This is a genomic window from Methylosinus sp. Sm6 (assembly GCF_019802345.1).
In the GTDB taxonomy this organism is placed as follows: domain Bacteria; phylum Pseudomonadota; class Alphaproteobacteria; order Rhizobiales; family Beijerinckiaceae; genus Methylosinus.
Window position 1 is genome coordinate 84,622 of record NZ_JAINDZ010000016.1, and the last position, 17,717, is coordinate 102,338.

Here is a 17,717-nt window from a genome sequence, read left to right on the forward strand (position 1 = left end):
GCAGGCCGCCTTCCTCACTGCGTGAACGCCAGGGCGCCGCCCGGCAATTGTTCTTCGACGCCCCTGTAGCGGCTCGAGCGCTGGCCCATCATCACCTCGAACGCCTCATGCACCTCGCCGACGGATTTGGGCTGCATCTTCCTGCCCTTGCGAGCGTAGAAGATCGGCTTGTTGGCGCGCGCGGGCCTCGGCAGCAGCTTGGCCGCCGGCGTCTGCGGCGCCTCCTCGACCTTCTCCATGAAGCGCGCGGCGTCGTCGGGGCCGAGGAAGTGGATCAGATAGGTCTCGCCCGCGGTCAGCGGCCGGCCGATGCGCTCGGCGATCTTGTCGCCGTCATGCTTCAGCATTTCGGCGGCGAGGGCGGCGGAAAGATAGGGATCGTCGCGCATGGCCAGGATGGCGGTGCGTTTCTGCGGGGCGACGCGCAGATCGCCGTCTTTCACCTCGATGGCCTCGGCCGCCTGCTGCTGGCCATGACGCCAGCCGAACATGCGCACGGCCTTGAGCCATGTCGAATCGATGAACTGGAACAGACCGGTCGCCGAGGAGGTGCTGGCCTTGGCCTTGGGCGCGAAGCTCGACTCCTTGTCGGCGATGGCCATCAGCAGCGCCGGATCGGAGCCGGTCGTCTTGGCCGCCTCGACCACATGCTCGACAATGGCGCGGGCGACGCGCACCGGTCCGAATTGCAGCACGCCCGGAGCCTCGCCTTTTGCTTCCCGGCCCGTCGACGACCAGGCGCGCACCGCGTCGCTCTCCGAAAAATCGGCGTCCAGCGGCGCGTCCTCTTGCTTGGCGAGCGTGATCGGCGTCATCGACGCGCTGCGGCCGCGCGCGGCGGCGTCGCGACCGGACCGCGACGCCGCGGCGGTCTTGGCGGCCGGGGCGACCTCGGGCGCGGAAAGCAGGATTGCCGCCAGCGCGCAGGTCGAGGCCGCGGCGACCGCCAGGGCGCGCAACAGCATGGGGGCCGAGCGGCCCGCGCCGAGAACCGGCCCGCCCGCCATCGCGCGGGCTGTGAGAACTCGAAGTAAGCGCGGCTGCTTCGGCGCAGACGCTTCCCGGCCGCGAACGGCGGGCGCAATCGCCTCGTAAGTCACTCTGTTTCGTTCCTCTCCTGTTGTCGGGACGGGGAGGAACGCTAGCAGGGGCGAGGGGCGAAAAATCGGCCACGAGCGTCATGCGTGCGTCACAATCTGCACGCGCGCATGACGCGCCGAAGCCTTGCAAAGCAAGGCTCGAACTACGTACGGGCTCGCCGCCGAGATGAAGGCGCCACAATCGCGCCAACTGATGGCGCGGCGAAGCCCGCGCTTCTCGATCAGAAGCTCAGCAGCTTGGCGAACATGTTGCGCAGGAACTGGAACTCGGCGCCCGCGGTGGGGGTGGTGCGGGTGAGGAAGTCGACGATCTTGCCGTCCTGAAGTCCATAGTCGGCGACACGCTGGACCTTCTTCGACTTGTCGAAATAGACGGCGAAAATGCGCTGGTCGGCGACCTCCTGCGGCATGAAGGCGAGCTCGCGCTCGAGCCGCTGGCTCACATAGTACCAAGCGTCGCCGCCGATGGTGGAGGTCGTCGAAGGCGTGCCGAGCAGCGCCAGGACCTGCGGCGCCGGCATGCCGACCTTGACCTGGACGACCTTGCGCTCCTCGATGACCGCGCCGCGATTGATGACGCCGTCATAGCCGAGACAGCCGGCGAGCGTCGCCGCGCATGCGGCCACGGCGCCGATGGCCGCGGCGCGCCGCGCGCGAGTGGAAAGGACGACGCGCGAATTCTCCGACGCCATATCGATCTCCGCCCTGCGCCTCATTGCCGAGGCGAGCCCTTTTCGAAAGAATGATTTTCCGATGCCTACCCTTCGCCCGAGGCGAAAGCAAGCAGCCGCGCCTACGGATGCGCCGATGTTCTTTCCGCCCGCTCGATGGCCGGAAAATGGCGAAGCTTGCAGCGGACGGCGCGCGAACGTCTATATTCCCCAGAAACGACGACGAGAGGAGCGGCCGATGACACATGACGAGGACAAGGGTCGGGACTCGGCCTTCTCGAGGCCGCTGGCGGTGGCGGAGGTTCCCGAGGAAGGGCTCGAGGTGCATGTCGCCGCGCGCCCGGACGAATGCGCGGCGCTGGCGGCGGCGGACGGGATCGCGGCGCTGACGCGGCTCGAGGCCGACCTGAGCGTGCGGCGCGAGGGCGCCGGCGGCGTGCGGGTGCAGGGCGAGCTCCGCGCGGAGCTGCGCCAGACCTGCGTCGTCTCGCTCGAGGAATTCGACGCGACGCTGGTCGAGCCGGTCGACGTCGCCTTCGCGCCGGAGCCGGCGCCCCGCCCTGCCCCGACGCTCGACCGCCGCCCGCGCCGGCCGCCCGAGCCCGAGGAGCAGAGTCCGAGCAGCCATTTCGTCGACCTCGACGAGGACGAGCCCGACCCGCTGCTCGACGGGCGAATCGATCTCGGCGCGATCGTCGCCGAATTTCTGGCGCTGGCGATCGACCCCTATCCGCGCCGGCCCGGAGCGAGTTTCGCCGCGCCGCCAGAGGGAGACGAAACGACGCCCGCCCGGCCCTTCGCGGGCCTCGGCGAAGCTCTGCGCAAAGGCCGCGGCAATTGAGCAGGGCAAATCGGGTGAGCGGGAACTCGCGCAGGAAGGCGCTCGGGAGGGGATGACGCCTCCTCGCCTCCGCAGCCGAACCCCACCCCGCACCGCTTCGCGGTCCGACCCTCCCTTTCGGAGGCAGGGTGGATCGCCCGTAATGGCGTTCGCCCGATTGCCCGGGGCAATCGAGGAAATGCCCTTGCGCCGGCGCCGCGCAAGTGGCAAGTCGTTCCCGCCGACGCCGGACGACGGGAAGGCGCGCGCATTCGCCCGCCCGCGTCCCAGCGGCCGCTCGACGTTTCGCCGCGAGCGGAGCCGATGGCGTCGCCTCCGCCGGCCGGGCCGTTCGCTCGGACCCCGCAACAACCCAGGAGTGGATGAGGAATGGCGGAGCCCATTCGGATAGCGCTCGACGTCATGGGCGGCGATTTCGGTCCGACAGTCACTGTGCCGGGCGCAGCCCTCGCTCTGGAGCGCCGCCCCGATTGTCGTTTCCTGCTGTTCGGGAACGAGGCGGCGATCCGCGCCGAGCTCGCCGAGCATCCGCGCCTCGCCGCGGTCTCGACCGTTCGTCATTGCGACGTCGCCATCCGCATGGACGACAAGCCGAGCCAGGCGCTGCGCGCCGGACGCCGCGTGTCCTCCATGTGGCAGGCGATCGAGGCGGTGAAGAAGGGCGAGGCCGACGTCGCCGTCTCCGCCGGCAACACCGGCGCGCTGATGGCCATGGCCAAGATCTGCCTGCGCATGATGTCGAATATCGACCGGCCGGCGCTCGCCGCCCTGTGGCCGACGGCGCGCGGCCAATCCATCGTTCTCGATCTCGGCGCCTCCATGGGAGCCGACGCCAGGCATCTGGTCGACCTCGCCATCATGGGCTCGGCGATGGCGCGCGTGCTGTTCGCGGTCGAGCGGCCGACCGTCGGCCTGCTCAATGTCGGCGTCGAGGAGATCAAGGGCGTCGACGAGGTGAAGAGCGCCTCGCGCGCGCTGAAGGAAGCCGAGGTCCCGCATCTCGACTATCGCGGCTTCGTCGAGGGCGACGAGATCGGCAAGGGCGTCGTCGACGTCATCGTCACCGAAGGCTTCTCCGGCAATATCGCGCTGAAGACCGCGGAGGGCACCGCGCAGCAGATCACCGACTATCTGCGTGAGGCGATCCGCCGCTCCTGGCTCGCCAAGCTCGGCTATCTGCTGGCGCGCAGCGCCTTCCGCGAGCTGCGCGCGAAGCTCGACGTGCGCAATGTGAACGGCGGCGTGTTCCTCGGCCTCGAGGGCGTCGTCATCAAGAGCCATGGCGGCGCCGACGCGCTGGCCTTCGCCCGCGCCGTCGAGATCGGCTATGAAATGGCTCATCATGGCCTGCTGACCAAAATTCGCGACATGCTGGCCGTGAGCCGGCGCGACGACCAGGAAGCCGCTCAGTGACTTTTTTCTCGCCTCCCTCGCGCTCCGTCGTCGTCGGGGTCGGCAGCTATCTGCCGAGCCGCATCGTCACCAATGAAGAGCTCGCCACGATGGTGGACACGAGCGACGAATGGATCGCGCAGCGCACCGGCATAAAGGAGCGCCACATTGCGGCGCCCGGCGAGACGACCTCCATGCTCGGCGAGCGCGCCGCGCGCGCCGCCCTCGCCGACGCCGGACTCGCTCCCGAAGATATCGACCTCGTCATCGTCGGCACCTCGACGCCAGATTACACCTTTCCTTCGACCGCCACGCAGATCCAGGGGGCGCTCGGCATTCATCACGGCGTCGCCTTCGATCTGCAGGCCGTCTGCTCGGGCTTCGTCTTCGCCCTCGCGACGGCGGACAAGTTTCTGCGCTCGGGCTCGCACAAGCGCGCGCTCGTCATCGGGGCCGAGACCTTCTCGCGCATCATCGATTGGACCGACCGCACCACCTGCGTGCTGTTCGGCGACGGCGCCGGCGCGATCGTGCTGGAGGCGCGCGAGAGCCAGGGCTCGATGGACGAGCGCGGGGTGCTCACGACGCATCTGCGCTCGGACGGGCGTCATCGCGCCAAGCTCCATGTCGACGGCGGGCCTTCGGCGACGCAGACGGTCGGCCATCTGCGCATGGAGGGCAAGGAAGTGTTCCGCTTCGCCGTCGGACAGGTGACCGACGTCGTCGTCGACGCTTTCGCCGCGACCGGCTACACGGCCAAAGATCTGCAATGGTTCGTGCCGCATCAGGCCAATCGCCGCATCATCGACATGTCGGCGGCCAAGCTCGGCATCGCTCCCGAGAAGATCGTCGCCACCGTGCATCTGCACGGCAATACGTCGGCCGCCTCCATCCCGCTCGCGCTCTCGGTCGCGGCGGCGGACGGGCGCATCAAGCGCGGCGATCTGGTGATGCTGGAGGCGGTCGGCGGCGGGTTCACCTGGGGTTCGGCGCTGATCCGCTGGTAATCCCGCGCGAGATTTAGAGCATGGGGCGGCGTCCTCCGGCTCGCGCCGCGAATGCGCGCCGAGGCAGGCGGAGGCGCGCCGCCGCAACCGGCGCTTGATTTCCGCTGTTCTTTCTGAAAAATGAGCGAATTGAGTTTATCGCCCCTCGCCCACGCGACGTCTTGCCCGCCGATTGCGGTCGAAGCGACGAACCATTCTCGCGCGACGGCTGTCGCGAAGGGTCATCGCCCGCTTGCTCAATACGTTTTCTCTGCATCGATAAGGCCGAACATGTCGCACAAGCTTTCCGAGAAAGGAGCCCAGCCGGTCGACGCGCCGTCCGATGACGCGCCGATCGACATGCGCTCCGCGGGCGCGTCGCATACCGTCACGCGCGCCGATCTCGCCGACGCCGTTCATCGCCGCGTCGGATTGTCCCGCGCGGAATCCGCCGAATTCGTCGAAATGGTGCTGTCGGAGGTCTTCCAGGCGATCGTCTCGGGCGACGATGTGAAGCTGTCCTCTTTCGGCGCTTTTCACATCCGCTGGAAGAATGAGCGCGTCGGGCGCAATCCCAAGACGGGCGCCTCGGCCCCGATCTCGGCGCGGCGCGTCGTGATGTTCAAGGCGTCCAACGTGCTTCGCGCGCGCATCAACGGCCATCGCCCGATCGGCAAGAAGAGCTGATTTCGCCTTTCGAGCTTGCCGCGCCGTCACGCTGCGACGTAGAAGCGCGCCCATGAGCGAACCGGAGGCCGACGCCGTCACGACGATCCGCAGCGCCGCGCGCATGCCCGGCGCGGTCTGGGCGCTCGGCGTCACCTCTTTGTTCATGGATTGCTCCTCGGAGATGATCCACGCGCTGCTGCCCGTCTATCTGACCGGAACGCTCGGCCTCGCCATGGCCGATATCGGCTGGATCGAGGGCGCGGCCGAAGCGACCGCTCTCGCGGTCAAGGTCGTATCCGGCCGCCTGTCGGACCGGATCGGCAGGCGCAAGGAGCTGGCGCTGTTCGGCTATGGGCTGGCGGCGGCGACGAAGCCGATTTTCCCGCTCGCCTCCGGCGCTGTCGAAGTCGTCGCCGCGCGCGTGGTCGATCGCGTGGGCAAGGGCGTGCGCGGCGCGCCGCGCGACGCGCTGATCGCCGATGTGACGGCGCCGGAACTGCGCGGCGCCGCCTATGGGTTGCGCCAGGCGCTCGATACGGTCGGCGCCGTCATCGGCCCGCTCGTCGCCATCGCCCTGATGCTGGCGACGCATGACGACGCGCGTCTCGTGTTCTGGGCCGCCTGCATCCCCGCGCTCGCCTGCGTGCTCGTGCTGGCGCTGTTCGTGCGCGAGCCAGACGAGACGCGCCCGCCGCCGGCCGCGCGCGGTCCCCTCCTCGCCGGCTTTCGCGAATTGCCGCGCGCCTTTCTCCTGCTCACGGCCTTCGGCGCGCTTTTGGCGACGGCGCGGGTCGGCGAGGCCTTTCTCGTGCTGCGCGCGAGCGGCGCCGGCCTCGCAATGGCTTTTGCTCCGCTGACGCTCGTCGCAATGTCCTTCGTCGCGGCGCTCGCCGCCTATCCCGCCGGCAAGATCGTCGACTGCTGGAGCGAGCGCCGCCTGCTTCTCGCGGCGAGCCTCACTCTGGCGGTTTCGGAAGCCGTGCTCGCCTGTTCCGGCGGGCTCGGCGTGGTCTTCGCCGGCATCGCGCTCTGGGGCCTGCACATCGCGCTCGCCCAGGTGGCCTTTTCGGCGCTGGTCGCGCGGACGGCGCCCGCGCATCTGCGGGCGACCGGCTTCGGCGTCTTCGGTCTCGCCAACGCCGTCGCCGTTATCGCCGGCAACGCCGCCTTCGGCGCTCTGGCCGAGCGCGGCGGCGAGAGCTTCGCCTATGGCGTCGCCGCCATTGCGGCGCTGGCGCCGCTGGCGCTGCTGCCCGCAATGTATTCGCGCCGGTCCGCCGCCCATGGCTAAGCCCCGCGCCAATTTCGTCTGCCAGAGCTGCGGCGCCGTCTCCAGCCGCTGGCAAGGCCGCTGCGAAGCCTGCGGGGGATGGAACACCATCGTCGAGGAGACCGGCGCAGCGGCCGGCTTCGGCTCGCCGGCGGCGCGCGGAGGACGCGGAAAACCCTTCGCGCTCGAATCGCTCGCCGGCGACGCGCGGCCCGCCCCGCGCATCGCCACCGGCATAGAAGAGTTCGACCGCGTCACCGGCGGCGGCTTCGTGCCGGGCTCGGTGGCGCTGCTCGGAGGCGAGCCCGGCATCGGCAAGTCGACGCTGCTGATCCAGGCCTGCGCGGCGCTCGCCAATCGCGGCGAGCGGGTGATCTATATTTCCGGAGAAGAGGCCGCCGCCCAGGTGCGGCTGCGCGCCGAGCGCCTCGGCCTCGCCGAGGCGCCGGTCGAGCTCGCGGGAGCGACGCAGGTCGAGGATATTCTCGCCACCTGCGCCACCGGCCGCAGGCCGGCGCTGATCGTCATCGATTCGATCCAGACCATGCACACCGAGGCGGTCGACTCCGCCCCCGGCACGGTGACGCAGGTGCGCGCCAGCGCCCAGGCGCTGCTGCGCCACGCCAAGCTCGGCGGCTCGACGGTGATCCTCGTCGGCCATGTGACCAAGGACGGCCAGGTCGCCGGCCCGCGCGTCGTCGAGCACATGGTCGACGCCGTGCTCTCCTTCGAAGGCGACAGCGCGCATCATTTCCGCATGTTGCGCGCCTCCAAGAACCGCTTCGGCGCCACCGGCGAGATCGGCGTGTTCGAAATGACCGGCTCCGGACTCGCCGAGGTGCCGAACCCCTCGGCCCTGTTCCTCGCCGGCCGCGACGCGACCGCGCCCGGCGCCGCCGTGCTCGCCGGCATGGAAGGCCAGCGCCCCATGCTGGTGGAGATCCAGGCGCTGGTCGCGCCGACCTCGCTCGGCACCCCGCGCCGCGCCGTCGTCGGCTTCGACTCCAATCGCCTCTCGATGATCCTCGCCGTGCTGGAAGCGCATGGCGGGCTGAAGCTCGGCATGCATGACGTCTATCTCAATGTCGCCGGGGGCCTGCGCGCCGACGAGCCGGCCGCCGATCTCGCCGCCGCCGCCGCCCTCGTCTCCTCGCTGACCGGCGCCGCCCTGCCGGCGGAGCGCGTCTATTTCGGCGAGATCGCTCTCTCCGGCGCCGTGCGGCCAGTCATCCACGCCGGCGCGCGGCTCAAGGAGGCCGGCAAGCTCGGCTTTCGCCGCGCTGTCCTGCCGCAGGCGCAGCAGACCACCGACGAGGACAAGGGCGCGGGCGTGGCGCTCACCTGCTGCGGCCATGTCGCGGCGCTCGTCGCCGAAATTGCGCAGAGCTCGGCCGAGGCTCCCGCCGGCCGCGACGGGCCGCGACGCGCGCCCCCGCGAGGAGCCGCCGCCGACTGATCGCGCATCGGCGCGTCAGCCCTGGGCAATATCCAGCATGCATAATTCACGGCCGCACCGATCGATTTCGCAGTCTGGTTTACGTGTTTGTACTTGCGCGCTCGAAGCAACCTCCCCGATTCGCGCGCGCGAATACATAAAAATTCGGTGAGGGCGTCGAAGCCGATGGTTGCAGAAAATTAACCATGGGCAATAATCATCGTCAGTCGACGAATCACGCGTTTGCCCGCGCCATGAGGCAGAAGATGCAATCTCGGGAATTTGCGGAGACGAGCAGAGAGATCGCGCGCTGGAGTGAACCTTTGGTGGCGGATCGTATATTCGGCGTCTATGAAGCTTGGTTTCGTGGACGTAGACAGATGTGGGACGCTCTCGGGCGCCAGCATTGCAGAATGTGGCGCAGCCTGCTCGAGGGCGAGACTGTTCTGGCGCGCGACGCGCGCAGCGATCTCGTGAAGCTGGCGCGCCGCGCCAATGTCGACGAGCGTTCGCTGGAAGCCATAGACGAATCGGTGATGGACGAGCTGTTCCGCGTCATCCTGCGCCGTTGGCAGGGCCGCGACGAAGCCCGCCTCAACGGCATGGCGCTGATGATCGCGGCGTCGACGCTCGGCGAGATCCGTCGAGCGGCCTGACGACGCCCTCCCCCACTGACGGCCGAGCCTTCTCGCTATCGCCGCATTCTCGGCGTTTGTCGCGCCCGCTTCCGTCTGGGCGTGACGAACTATGGCCGCTCCCTTATACTCGGCGGTGAGAATCTGACGGCGACGCCGCGCGCCGGCGCGCACGCTTTACGGGTTGCATGAACGACCAAAACGAGAGGCTTTCGAAATGCCGTCTTATCTCGATCTGACCGTCACCATCATCGTGCTGGCGTCGGGCCTGCTCGCGCTGCTGCGCGGCTTCACGCGCGAGGTGCTCGCCGTCCTCTCCTGGGTGGCGGCGGCGGCGGCGGCATATTATTTGTATCCGTTCGTCGTGCCTTACGTCCAACCCTATGTCGCGAAGGAAAACCTCCAGGGCTACGCCGCCGGGGCGATCGTCTTCTTCGCGACGCTGATCGTCGTGTCGCTGGTGACGGTCAAGCTCTCGGATCTCATCCTCGATTCGAAGATCGGCGCGCTCGACCGCACGCTCGGCTTCCTGTTCGGCGCGGCGCGCGGACTGCTGCTCGCAGTGGTCGCCTTCCTGTTCTATGATTGGCTGGTTCCGGAGGCGAGCCAGCCCGACTGGGTCAAGACCGCCCGCACCAAGCCGGTGCTGCAGGCCTCGGGCGATCGTTTGCGCGAATTCCTGCCCGACGATATCGATGGGCTGGTCGCCAAGCTGAAGACCAAGAAGGGCGGCGCCGGCGAGGAGCCTCCGGCCGAGCCGGAGACCGATTCCGCGAGGCCTTCGGACGCCGGCGAGGCCGCCGCCGACAAGCGGACGGAGCTGACAAATCCGCCCGGCGGGGCCACATATGGCGCGAACGAGCAACAGAAGCTGGACGCCCTGGCGGCAGGGCGGAAATTGCGCTGACCGCGCTGGAGCAGGAACGATGAGCAATGCGCGCATGACTGATCACGACTATGATCCGGACGGCGATCGTCTGCGCGAATATTGCGGCGTCTTCGGCATTTTCGAACATCCCGACGCGACCATTCTCACCGCGCTCGGGCTGCACGCGCTGCAGCACCGCGGACAGGAGGCGGCGGGCATCGTCGCCTTCGACGGCAAGCGCTTCAATTCCGAGCGCCGGCTCGGCCTCGTCGGCGATCATTTCTCCAAAGAGAGCACGATCAAGCGCCTGCCCGGCAATTCGGCGATCGGACATGTCCGTTATGCGACGACCGGCGAGACCATTCTGCGCAATGTGCAGCCCCTGTTCGCCGAGCTCAACACCGGCGGCTTCGCGATCGGCCACAATGGCAATCTCACCAATGCGCACACGCTGCGCCGCGAGCTGATCGAGGAAGGCGCGATCTTCCAGTCGACCTCCGACACGGAGGTCATTCTCCATCTCGTCGCGCGCAGCCGCAAGACGCGGCTCGTCGAGCGCTTCATCGAGGCGCTGCGCTCGATCGAGGGCGCCTATTCGCTGGTCGTGCTCTCCAACAAGAAGCTGATCGGCGCGCGCGACCCGCTCGGCATCCGCCCGCTCGTCATCGGCGAGCTGGACGGCAAATATATTCTGGCCTCGGAGACCTGCGCGCTCGACATCATCGGCGCGCGCTTCGTGCGCGACGTGGCCAATGGCGAGGTGGTGGTCATCTCCGAGGACGGGCTCGAGAGCCTGCGGCCGTTTCCGGCGCAGCCGATGCGGCCCTGCATCTTCGAATATATCTATTTCGCGCGGCCCGATTCGATCGTCCACGGACGTCCGGTCTATGACGTGCGCAAGGCGATGGGCGTGGAGCTCGCGCGCGAGCAGAAGATGGCCGCCGATGTGGTGGTTCCGGTGCCGGACTCCGGCGTTCCCGCCGCGCTCGGCTATGCGCGCGAATCCGGCATTCCCTTCGAGCTCGGCATCATCCGCAATCATTATATCGGCCGCACCTTCATCCAGCCGACGCAATCGGTGCGCGAGATCGGCGTGCGCTTGAAGCACAGCGCCAATCGCTCGGTGGTCGCCGGCAAGCGGGTGATCCTGATCGACGATTCGATCGTGCGCGGCACCACCTCGGTGAAGATCGTGCAGATGATGCGGGACGCCGGCGCGAGCGAGGTGCATTTCCTCATCTCCTCGCCGCCGATCACCCATCCCGACTATTACGGCATCGACACGCCGCAACGCGACAAGCTGCTGGCCGCGACGCACAGCCTCGAGGAGATGCGGGACTATATCGGCTCGGACAGCCTCGCCTTCCTCTCCATCGACGGCATCTACCGCGCGATGGGAGAGAAGCGCCGCGATCCGGCGCGCCCGCAATTCACCGACCATTGCTTCACCGGCGAATATCCGACGACGCTGACCGATGTGACGGAAGAGCGCGTGAAGGCGCAGCTGTCGCTGCTGGCCGAGGCGAGCTGAGGGAGGGCGGCTCGGAACGCGGGCGGTGGTCAGTTTGAATTTCGTCTTTTGACCCTTCGCTGTCATTGACAATTGTCCAGGGAGGCCTTGCTGATCGATATGGAAAGTGGAAAAGCGCGCCCCGTCGTGAACCGAGCGCTCGTCCATCAGCCGGGCAGCAGTTCAGCGCCGTGCCGCGCAGTGGCTGATTAAAGGCGCGACGGCGTGGGATCAGCCCGCCACGGGCGGCGCGGAGCCTGCACCGGCGGGCGGCGGAAAGGCGCTGACGCGCCATTCCGCATTCGTGCGGCACGGGTTGAAGGCCGACGGGGGCTTTTCCGCGGCGAGATGCAGCGCGTCGAATTGGTCGGCAAATTCGTTCGGATCGATCTGCCCGCTCTCGATCCGCGTGTTCAGATCTTCCATCAGGCGCCGCTCGATGGTCGAGCCGAAGAAACTTTGCGCGAAATCGAGCCCTGGCTTCCCATATTTGAAGTCGTAGGCGCGCACGAACTCCGTCCGCGCATCGATGTAGGCGCGCAGATTCTTCTTATACACCACGAGCTCCTTGGCCCCGCAGGAAAATAGTGAACAATTTCGCGCTGCTCGCTCCAGCAACATTTCTCCTTCGATGGCGTTGAACGTGCCTAATTTGTCATTCAATCTGTAATGGAGCACATCGTCCCGATCCATCCGGAAAGGCTGAAACGCCTTCACACCCGGGTCGTAGGGATCGTGATCGCCGAGCGGAAAGCAATCGGCGGACGTCGTTCGCAGCGTCGCCTGCTGTTTGCGATCGGGCGCGACCTTCGCAAATTCGCCGATCTTTCGAGACGCCCCGCTGGAAGAAAAACGGCTGGACATCTCCATCGGGATATTGAACGCCTTCTGCATGCGATCGCCAAAGGCTTCGAGCTGCGCTTTGTCGGCCGTGCCCGTGAGCACGGCGATATCGAGGCGCCACCAATCGAGCAGCACGCCGAGATTAGGATCGATGAACGTGCCGACGCTGAGAATGACCGCGGCGCCGATTGCCTCCGTCGGCCATATCACATGCCGATCCCCGATCCAGCGCGGCATGCGGTCGATCGCGTCGCGGACCGCCGCAAATGTGATGCCGTTATTGCGCCCCGCCGCCGAAGCTTCAGCGCCCGCCGTGGTGAGGTTCGGGATAGCGCCGCGCAGCGCCGCTATGCGCTCGCGCGGACTGGGGTGCATCGAAAACGGTCCGCCGTCGGGAGAGGCGAACAGCATCGCCTCTATCGCGATGTCCGCGTGCGGCAGCGCCTCACATCCTTCGATCTTGCGCAGCGCGGAAGCGAGCGCCTCGGGGTCCTTCGTCAGCTCCACAGCGCCGGCGTCGGCCATGAAGGCGCGCGCTTTGGCGACAAGATGACGCGCCAGCCAACCGCCGAAAATGACGACGCATACGCCCCACAGGGTGAGCGCGAGAACGTAGGTTGCAAACGGCAGGAGCAGCAGCAGAACAAAGCGCGGCTTTCTGAGATAATGCTCCAGCACGCTCCACGCCGCGCGGAACAGGATGCCGCAGAAGATCGACGCGACAGCCGTCAGACGGATGTCATTATTCTTGATGCGGACGAGCTCGTGCGCGAGAACGGCTTCGAGCTCGCGATCGTCGAGGGCGTCGAGAAGCCCGCGCGTGACCGCGATCATCGCCGATCTTTGCGTCAGTCCGGCGGCGTAGGCGTTGCGCGCCGATGATTCGATGACGTGGATCGACGGCCGCGGCGCGCCCGAGAGAATGCTGAGAGTCTCGACGAGATTATAGACCCGCGGCTCGGCGATGCGCGTCGCGGGCCGGGCGCACGTCGCGCTCTTGACCGCCCGCATGAAGAAAAGCCAAGCGATCGCGAACCACACTCCGCCTGCGACGAGCGTCTCCCACCACAGGTTATTATAAAGGGAGCGGAAGAACGGCGCGTCGAAGACTCCCGTGACGACGCGCTTGTCGTCGGCGTCTTTCTGGAGCTTGTTCTCGGCGCGTTCTTTTTGCGCCGGGGTTTGCGCGCGCTGCATGGCGAGATTGTCGTCGCGATGCAGAAGCCACGTCGTGAACGTGTCGATCCGCTCGAAGACGAGGCGCGCATGCGCCATGCCGCCGAGATGAACGCTGAAATTGAGCATCTCGAACATCAGCAGGAACGCCGCCAGCAGCAGCAGCGATTTTGCGTTGTTCTTCTCGATATGCCCGAAAAGGCCGTTGGCCGGCAGCAGACCGCCGAGGAAGGACATGGCGTTAAGCTCCTGTCGTCAATGTCTGACGCGATTGGCGGCGCAGCTGAGACCAAACGCGAGATAAAAATAAGCAACGCCCCACGCATATCGGCCCGCAGAGCGGCGCGGTTGTCGTCATCACATTTTCAGAACCGGCGCGTCATCGAGCAACACGCGTTCGACGCCAATGTCATAGAACTGGCGCCGCGCGAGACGCAGCGGTCCCGCGAGGAGATTGACGGGGAACTGGCGCAGCGTCGCGTTATATTCATTGACGGTTGCGTTGAGATATCGGCGCGCCGCGGACAGCTTGTTCTCCGTATCGGCGATCTCCAGGCGCAATTCGCGGAAGTGCTGCGAGGCCTTGATATCCGGATAGGTTTCGGCGATGGTGAGAAGCTGCTGCACGCCGGCGCCGAGCGTCGTCTCGGCGAGGAGCCGCGCCTGCGGCGACGCGGCGCCCACGGCGGCGGCGCGCGCCTGCGTCACCTTTTCGATGGCGTCGCGCTCATGTTGCGCAAAGCCTTTGACCATCTCCAGCAAATTCGGCAGCAGACCATGACGATGCTTGATCTGCACGTCGATGTCGGCCGCCGCCTGCTCGCAACGCGAGTCGAGCGCGATGACGCGATTATAAACCTGCCAGATCAATATCGCGACGACGCCGAGAACGGCCGCTAAAATCGTGCATATCGACATTTTTTGATGCTCCTGTCGCATTCGTCGGCGAGTGTCGCGCTCGCGCTTTGCCGGAAAGTTACCGAGAAATCGCCTTCGAGAACGCGGTTACCGACGCTTGAATGATGTCGACCAAATCTCGGGCGCGTATTAACGCGGACTTAGAACCATGCCGCGTATATTCAGCAAGTTGCTCTTCGCATCGGCAATGTGATGCGGACACGGAGATTGGCGTCATGACTGAATCTATTGCGACGCGCGTGAAGCGTATTTTGTCGGCGAGCATCGCCGATTTGGTCGATCGTCTCGAAGCTGCTCAAGGCGAGAGCGTGATGAAGGAGACGATCCGCGAAATCGAGCTGGTGATCGACGAAGCGCGCGTCGAGAGCGGCCGCGCCGCCGCCAAGCGGCTTCAAGCGGTGCGCCAAGCGCAAATGACGCGGGACAAAATCGCCGATCTCGCCCGGCGCGCTAAAGAGGCGCTCGAAGAATCGCGCGAAGACCTCGCCGAGGCCGCGATTTCGCGCCAGATCGATCTCGAGGCGCAGATCGTCGCGCTCGCGGGCGCCGAATGCGACGCCGGCAATGCGGAAGACGCAATCGAGCGCGATATCGCCGCGCTGACGGCGCGCAAGAAGGAAATGGAGGAAAGCCTCGCCGCCTTTGTGTCGTCACGTCGCGAAGCCGAGCGCAATATGGGGTTCAAGCCGGAAGGGGGGATGACGCCGGACCGCCGCGCCGAAAATGCCGCCGCCGCTTTCGACCGCGCGATGAAGGCCACAGCAGGCGACATGCCGGCAATGGCGCCCGTGCGGGCGGAGACGAGCGCGCAACTCGCCGAGCTCGACGTGCTCCTGCGCCAAAAACAGGTCGCCGAGCGCCTCGCTGCGTTGAAGGCCTCGATGTGAGCCGGAGCCGTGACAGAGTTTCGAGTCGTAGGAAGAAGCTCTCGTGAGGACGGGCCCCCTAGCGAACGTCGGCTCCTGGCGCAATGGCGAAATTCAAATCGACCCGCGACCGAGCGACGTTTGACAACGTCGGGGTCGCGCCTACGATGCCATTGCTATCGTAAAGCGCTCCGAGTGGCACAGCTCTCAGTCCGCAATCTCGACGACGAGGTGAAGCGAAAGCTTCAGCGCCTCGCGCTGCAGCATGGGCGCGGCATGGAGGAGGAAGCACTCCCTATTTTGTCCGCGGCGGTCGAAAGGCTCGGAAGCGAAATACTATGACCAGGCCTCCCGGGCCGCCTCCGAATTCGCGGATCCCTCTCCCGCCGAAGCGGGAGAAGGAGAAGCGCATCAGTGCGCCTGTTCCCAAATCTTGCGCTTGGTGAAATAGGCCAGCACCGACAGCACGATCAGGAACAGCGCCACGCGCAGGCCGATCTCCTTGCGCTCGTCGAGATGCGGCTCGGCCGCCCACATCAGGAAGGCGCTCACATCCTTCGAATATTGATCGGCTGTCTGCGCCGCGCCGTCGTCATAGGTCACGACGCCGTCGGAGAGCGGCGGCGGCATGCCGATGCGATGGCCGGGCATGTAGACATTGTAATATTGCCCGGCGGGCAGCTCGACGCCATGTGGCGCGTCCGTATAGCCGTTCAGCAGCGCGACGATATAGTCGACGCCATGCTCCTGATAGGAGAAGCCCGGCAGCGCGTCGGCGAGAAACAGCGGAAAGCCGCGCGAAAAGCCGCGCGCCTTGGCCAGAACCGACATATCCGGCGGATAGGCGCCGTTGAAGGCCGCGCGAGCCGCCTGCTCATTGGGGAAAGGCGGCGGAAAGCGGTCGCTGAGCCGGCCCGGACGCTCGAAATATTCGCCCTGGTCGTTCGGCCCGTCCTTGATCTTGTAGCTCTCGGCGATCGCCTTCGCCTCGGCCTCGGAAAACTGCGGCCCGCCCTTTTCGGCGAGATTGCGGAAGGCGAGGTGCTGAAGCGAATGGCAGGAGGAGCAGACCTCTTTGTAGACCTTGAAGCCGCGCTTCAATTGCGCGGCGTCGTAGCGGCCGAACATGCCCGCGAAGCTCCATTGCTGGAGCGGCGGCTTGGGCTGCGAATGCCCGCCGTCCGACGCGAGCGCCGGGAGAGCGGCGCCGAGCGCGACGCTCAGGGAAAAGCCGATCGCCGAGCGGCGCATCATCGAGACGATCATGGTCGAAATCCCGCGCGCGTCACGCATGAGCGCTCTCCCCGGACTGCAGCGCGGCCGCAATAGACTTCGGCTCCGGCAGAGTCTTCTCATATTTGCCGAGCAGAGGCAGGACCACGAGGAAATAGAGGAAATAGCAGGCCGTCAGCACGCGCGCGGCGAAGAGATAGACGCCCTCCGCCGGCTGCGCGCCGAGATAGCCGAGTCCGACCGACACCGCGACGAAGGCCCAGAAGAATTTCTTGAACAGCGGCCGAAACACGCCGGAGCGCACTTTGGACGTGTCGAGCCAGGGCAGCGCCGCGACGATCAGGATCGAGGCGAACAGAGCGATGACGCCGACGAGCTTGCTCGGGATCGCGCGCAGGATCGCGTAGAAGGGCAGGAAATACCATTCCGGCACGATATGCGGCGGCGTCACCAGCGGATTGGCCTCGATGTAATTATCGGGATGGCCCGTGTAGTTCGGCACAAAGAAGGTGAGCCAGGCGTAGAGCAGAAGGAACACGGCGACGCCGACCGAATCCTTCAGCGTCGCATAGGGCGTGAAGGGCAGCGTCTCCTTCTTCATTTCCTTCACCTCGACGCCGGTCGGATTGTTCTGGCCGGTGACATGCAGCGCCCAGACATGCAGGCCGACCACCGCCAGGATGACGAAGGGCAGGAGGTAGTGCAGCGCAAAGAAGCGGTTCAGCGTCGCATTGTCCACCGAATAGCCGCCGAGCAGCCAGGTGGTGATGGAATTGCCGACCACCGGAATGGCGGTGAAGAGATTGGTGATGACCGTCGCCGCCCAGAACGACATCTGGCCCCAGGGCAGCACATAGCCGAGAAAGCCCGTCGCCATCATCAGCATGAAGATCACGACGCCGAGGATCCACAAGACTTCGCGCGGCTCCTTGTAGGAGCCGTAATACATGCCGCGGAAGATGTGGATATAGACGGCGAGGAAGAACATGGAGGCGCCATTGGCGTGCGCATAGCGCAGCGCCCAGCCCCAGTTCACGTCGCGCATGATGTGCTCGATCGAGTCGAAGGCGAGCGTCGTCTCCGGCGTGTAATGCATGGTCAGCACGACGCCGGTCAGGATCTGCGCGATCAGCATGACCGACAGGATGGCGCCGAAGGTCCACAAATAGTTGAGGTTCTTCGGCACCGGATAGGCGACGAAGGATTCGTGCAGGAAGCCGAGGATCGGCAGGCGCCGCTCGAGCCAGCGCGCGAAGCCGCTCTTCGGCGTGTAAGTCGAATGTCCGCTCATGAGGGTCGTCTCG

At 66.4% G+C, this 17,717-nt stretch carries 16 protein-coding genes; 10 read left to right on the forward strand and 6 right to left on the reverse strand.

The genetic code is table 11. The features are described 5' to 3' along the window. Positions 1-14: 14 nt before the first annotated feature. Complete coding sequence (locus K3F48_RS12550) at positions 15-965, reverse strand: transglycosylase SLT domain-containing protein (protein ID WP_255608918.1); 951 nt, start codon at positions 963-965, stop codon at positions 15-17. Positions 966-1,321: 356 nt separating this feature from the next. After that, positions 1,322-1,792, reverse strand: a complete 471-nt coding sequence (locus K3F48_RS12555; protein WP_222575780.1) for an outer membrane protein assembly factor BamE — start codon at positions 1,790-1,792, stop codon at positions 1,322-1,324. Between the two features lie 217 nt (positions 1,793-2,009). Here K3F48_RS12555 and K3F48_RS12560 point away from each other — a divergent pair, with 217 nt between their 5' ends. From K3F48_RS12560 to purF, 9 genes are all read left to right on the forward strand, one after another. Then, positions 2,010-2,612 carry a DUF177 domain-containing protein gene (locus tag K3F48_RS12560; protein ID WP_222575781.1) on the forward strand — a complete coding sequence of 201 codons (603 nt, stop codon included), beginning with the start codon at positions 2,010-2,012 and terminating at the stop codon, positions 2,610-2,612. A 369-nt stretch (positions 2,613-2,981) separates the two neighbouring features. Beyond that, complete coding sequence (gene plsX / locus K3F48_RS12565) at positions 2,982-4,025, forward strand: phosphate acyltransferase PlsX (protein WP_222575782.1); 1,044 nt, start codon at positions 2,982-2,984, stop codon at positions 4,023-4,025. After that, positions 4,022-5,011: a beta-ketoacyl-ACP synthase III gene (locus K3F48_RS12570; protein ID WP_222575783.1), complete on the forward strand. Its 990-nt coding sequence runs from the start codon at positions 4,022-4,024 to the stop codon at positions 5,009-5,011. The genes plsX and K3F48_RS12570 overlap by 4 nt, the downstream gene beginning before the upstream one ends. Before the next feature lie 270 nt (positions 5,012-5,281). After that, the gene (locus tag K3F48_RS12575) at positions 5,282-5,677 is read left to right on the forward strand and encodes an integration host factor subunit alpha (protein WP_222575784.1); all 396 of its coding nucleotides are present in this window, start codon (positions 5,282-5,284) and stop codon (positions 5,675-5,677) included. Between the two features lie 52 nt (positions 5,678-5,729). After that, positions 5,730-6,950: an MFS transporter gene (locus tag K3F48_RS12580; RefSeq protein ID WP_222575785.1), complete on the forward strand. Its 1,221-nt coding sequence runs from the start codon at positions 5,730-5,732 to the stop codon at positions 6,948-6,950. After that, a complete protein-coding gene (gene radA, locus K3F48_RS12585; RefSeq protein ID WP_222575786.1) occupies positions 6,943-8,385 on the forward strand; it encodes a DNA repair protein RadA in 1,443 nt (480 codons plus the stop codon). Before K3F48_RS12580 ends, radA begins: the two co-directional genes overlap by 8 nt. Before the next feature lie 359 nt (positions 8,386-8,744). Then, the gene (locus K3F48_RS12590; RefSeq protein ID WP_222575787.1) at positions 8,745-9,020 is read left to right on the forward strand and encodes a hypothetical protein; all 276 of its coding nucleotides are present in this window, start codon (positions 8,745-8,747) and stop codon (positions 9,018-9,020) included. A 196-nt stretch (positions 9,021-9,216) separates the two neighbouring features. Then, positions 9,217-9,906: a CvpA family protein gene (locus K3F48_RS12595; RefSeq protein ID WP_222575788.1), complete on the forward strand. Its 690-nt coding sequence runs from the start codon at positions 9,217-9,219 to the stop codon at positions 9,904-9,906. 34 nt (positions 9,907-9,940) lie between these two features. Then, the gene (purF, locus tag K3F48_RS12600; RefSeq protein WP_370631413.1) at positions 9,941-11,398 is read left to right on the forward strand and encodes an amidophosphoribosyltransferase; all 1,458 of its coding nucleotides are present in this window, start codon (positions 9,941-9,943) and stop codon (positions 11,396-11,398) included. A 210-nt stretch (positions 11,399-11,608) separates the two neighbouring features. Here purF and K3F48_RS12605 read toward each other — a convergent pair whose 3' ends face one another. After that, positions 11,609-13,633 (reverse strand): M48 family metalloprotease, encoded by a 2,025-nt coding sequence (locus K3F48_RS12605; RefSeq protein WP_222575790.1) that lies wholly within the window; start codon positions 13,631-13,633, stop codon positions 11,609-11,611. A gap of 120 nt (positions 13,634-13,753) precedes the next feature. Then, complete coding sequence (locus tag K3F48_RS12610; protein ID WP_222575791.1) at positions 13,754-14,314, reverse strand: LemA family protein; 561 nt, start codon at positions 14,312-14,314, stop codon at positions 13,754-13,756. Positions 14,315-14,529: 215 nt separating this feature from the next. Here K3F48_RS12610 and K3F48_RS12615 point away from each other — a divergent pair, with 215 nt between their 5' ends. Further along, complete coding sequence (locus K3F48_RS12615) at positions 14,530-15,201, forward strand: PspA/IM30 family protein (protein ID WP_222575792.1); 672 nt, start codon at positions 14,530-14,532, stop codon at positions 15,199-15,201. A gap of 390 nt (positions 15,202-15,591) precedes the next feature. Here the strand turns inward: K3F48_RS12615 and K3F48_RS12620 are convergent, their stop codons facing one another. Both K3F48_RS12620 and K3F48_RS12625 read right to left on the reverse strand, forming a co-directional pair. Then, entirely contained in the window at positions 15,592-16,473 is an 882-nt protein-coding gene (locus K3F48_RS12620; protein ID WP_222575793.1) for a cytochrome c1, read from the reverse strand. After that, on the reverse strand, positions 16,466-17,704 hold the full coding sequence (locus K3F48_RS12625; protein WP_222575794.1) for a cytochrome b N-terminal domain-containing protein: 1,239 nt from the start codon (positions 17,702-17,704) through the stop codon (positions 16,466-16,468). The genes K3F48_RS12620 and K3F48_RS12625 overlap by 8 nt, the downstream gene beginning before the upstream one ends. Positions 17,705-17,717 lie beyond the last annotated feature (13 nt).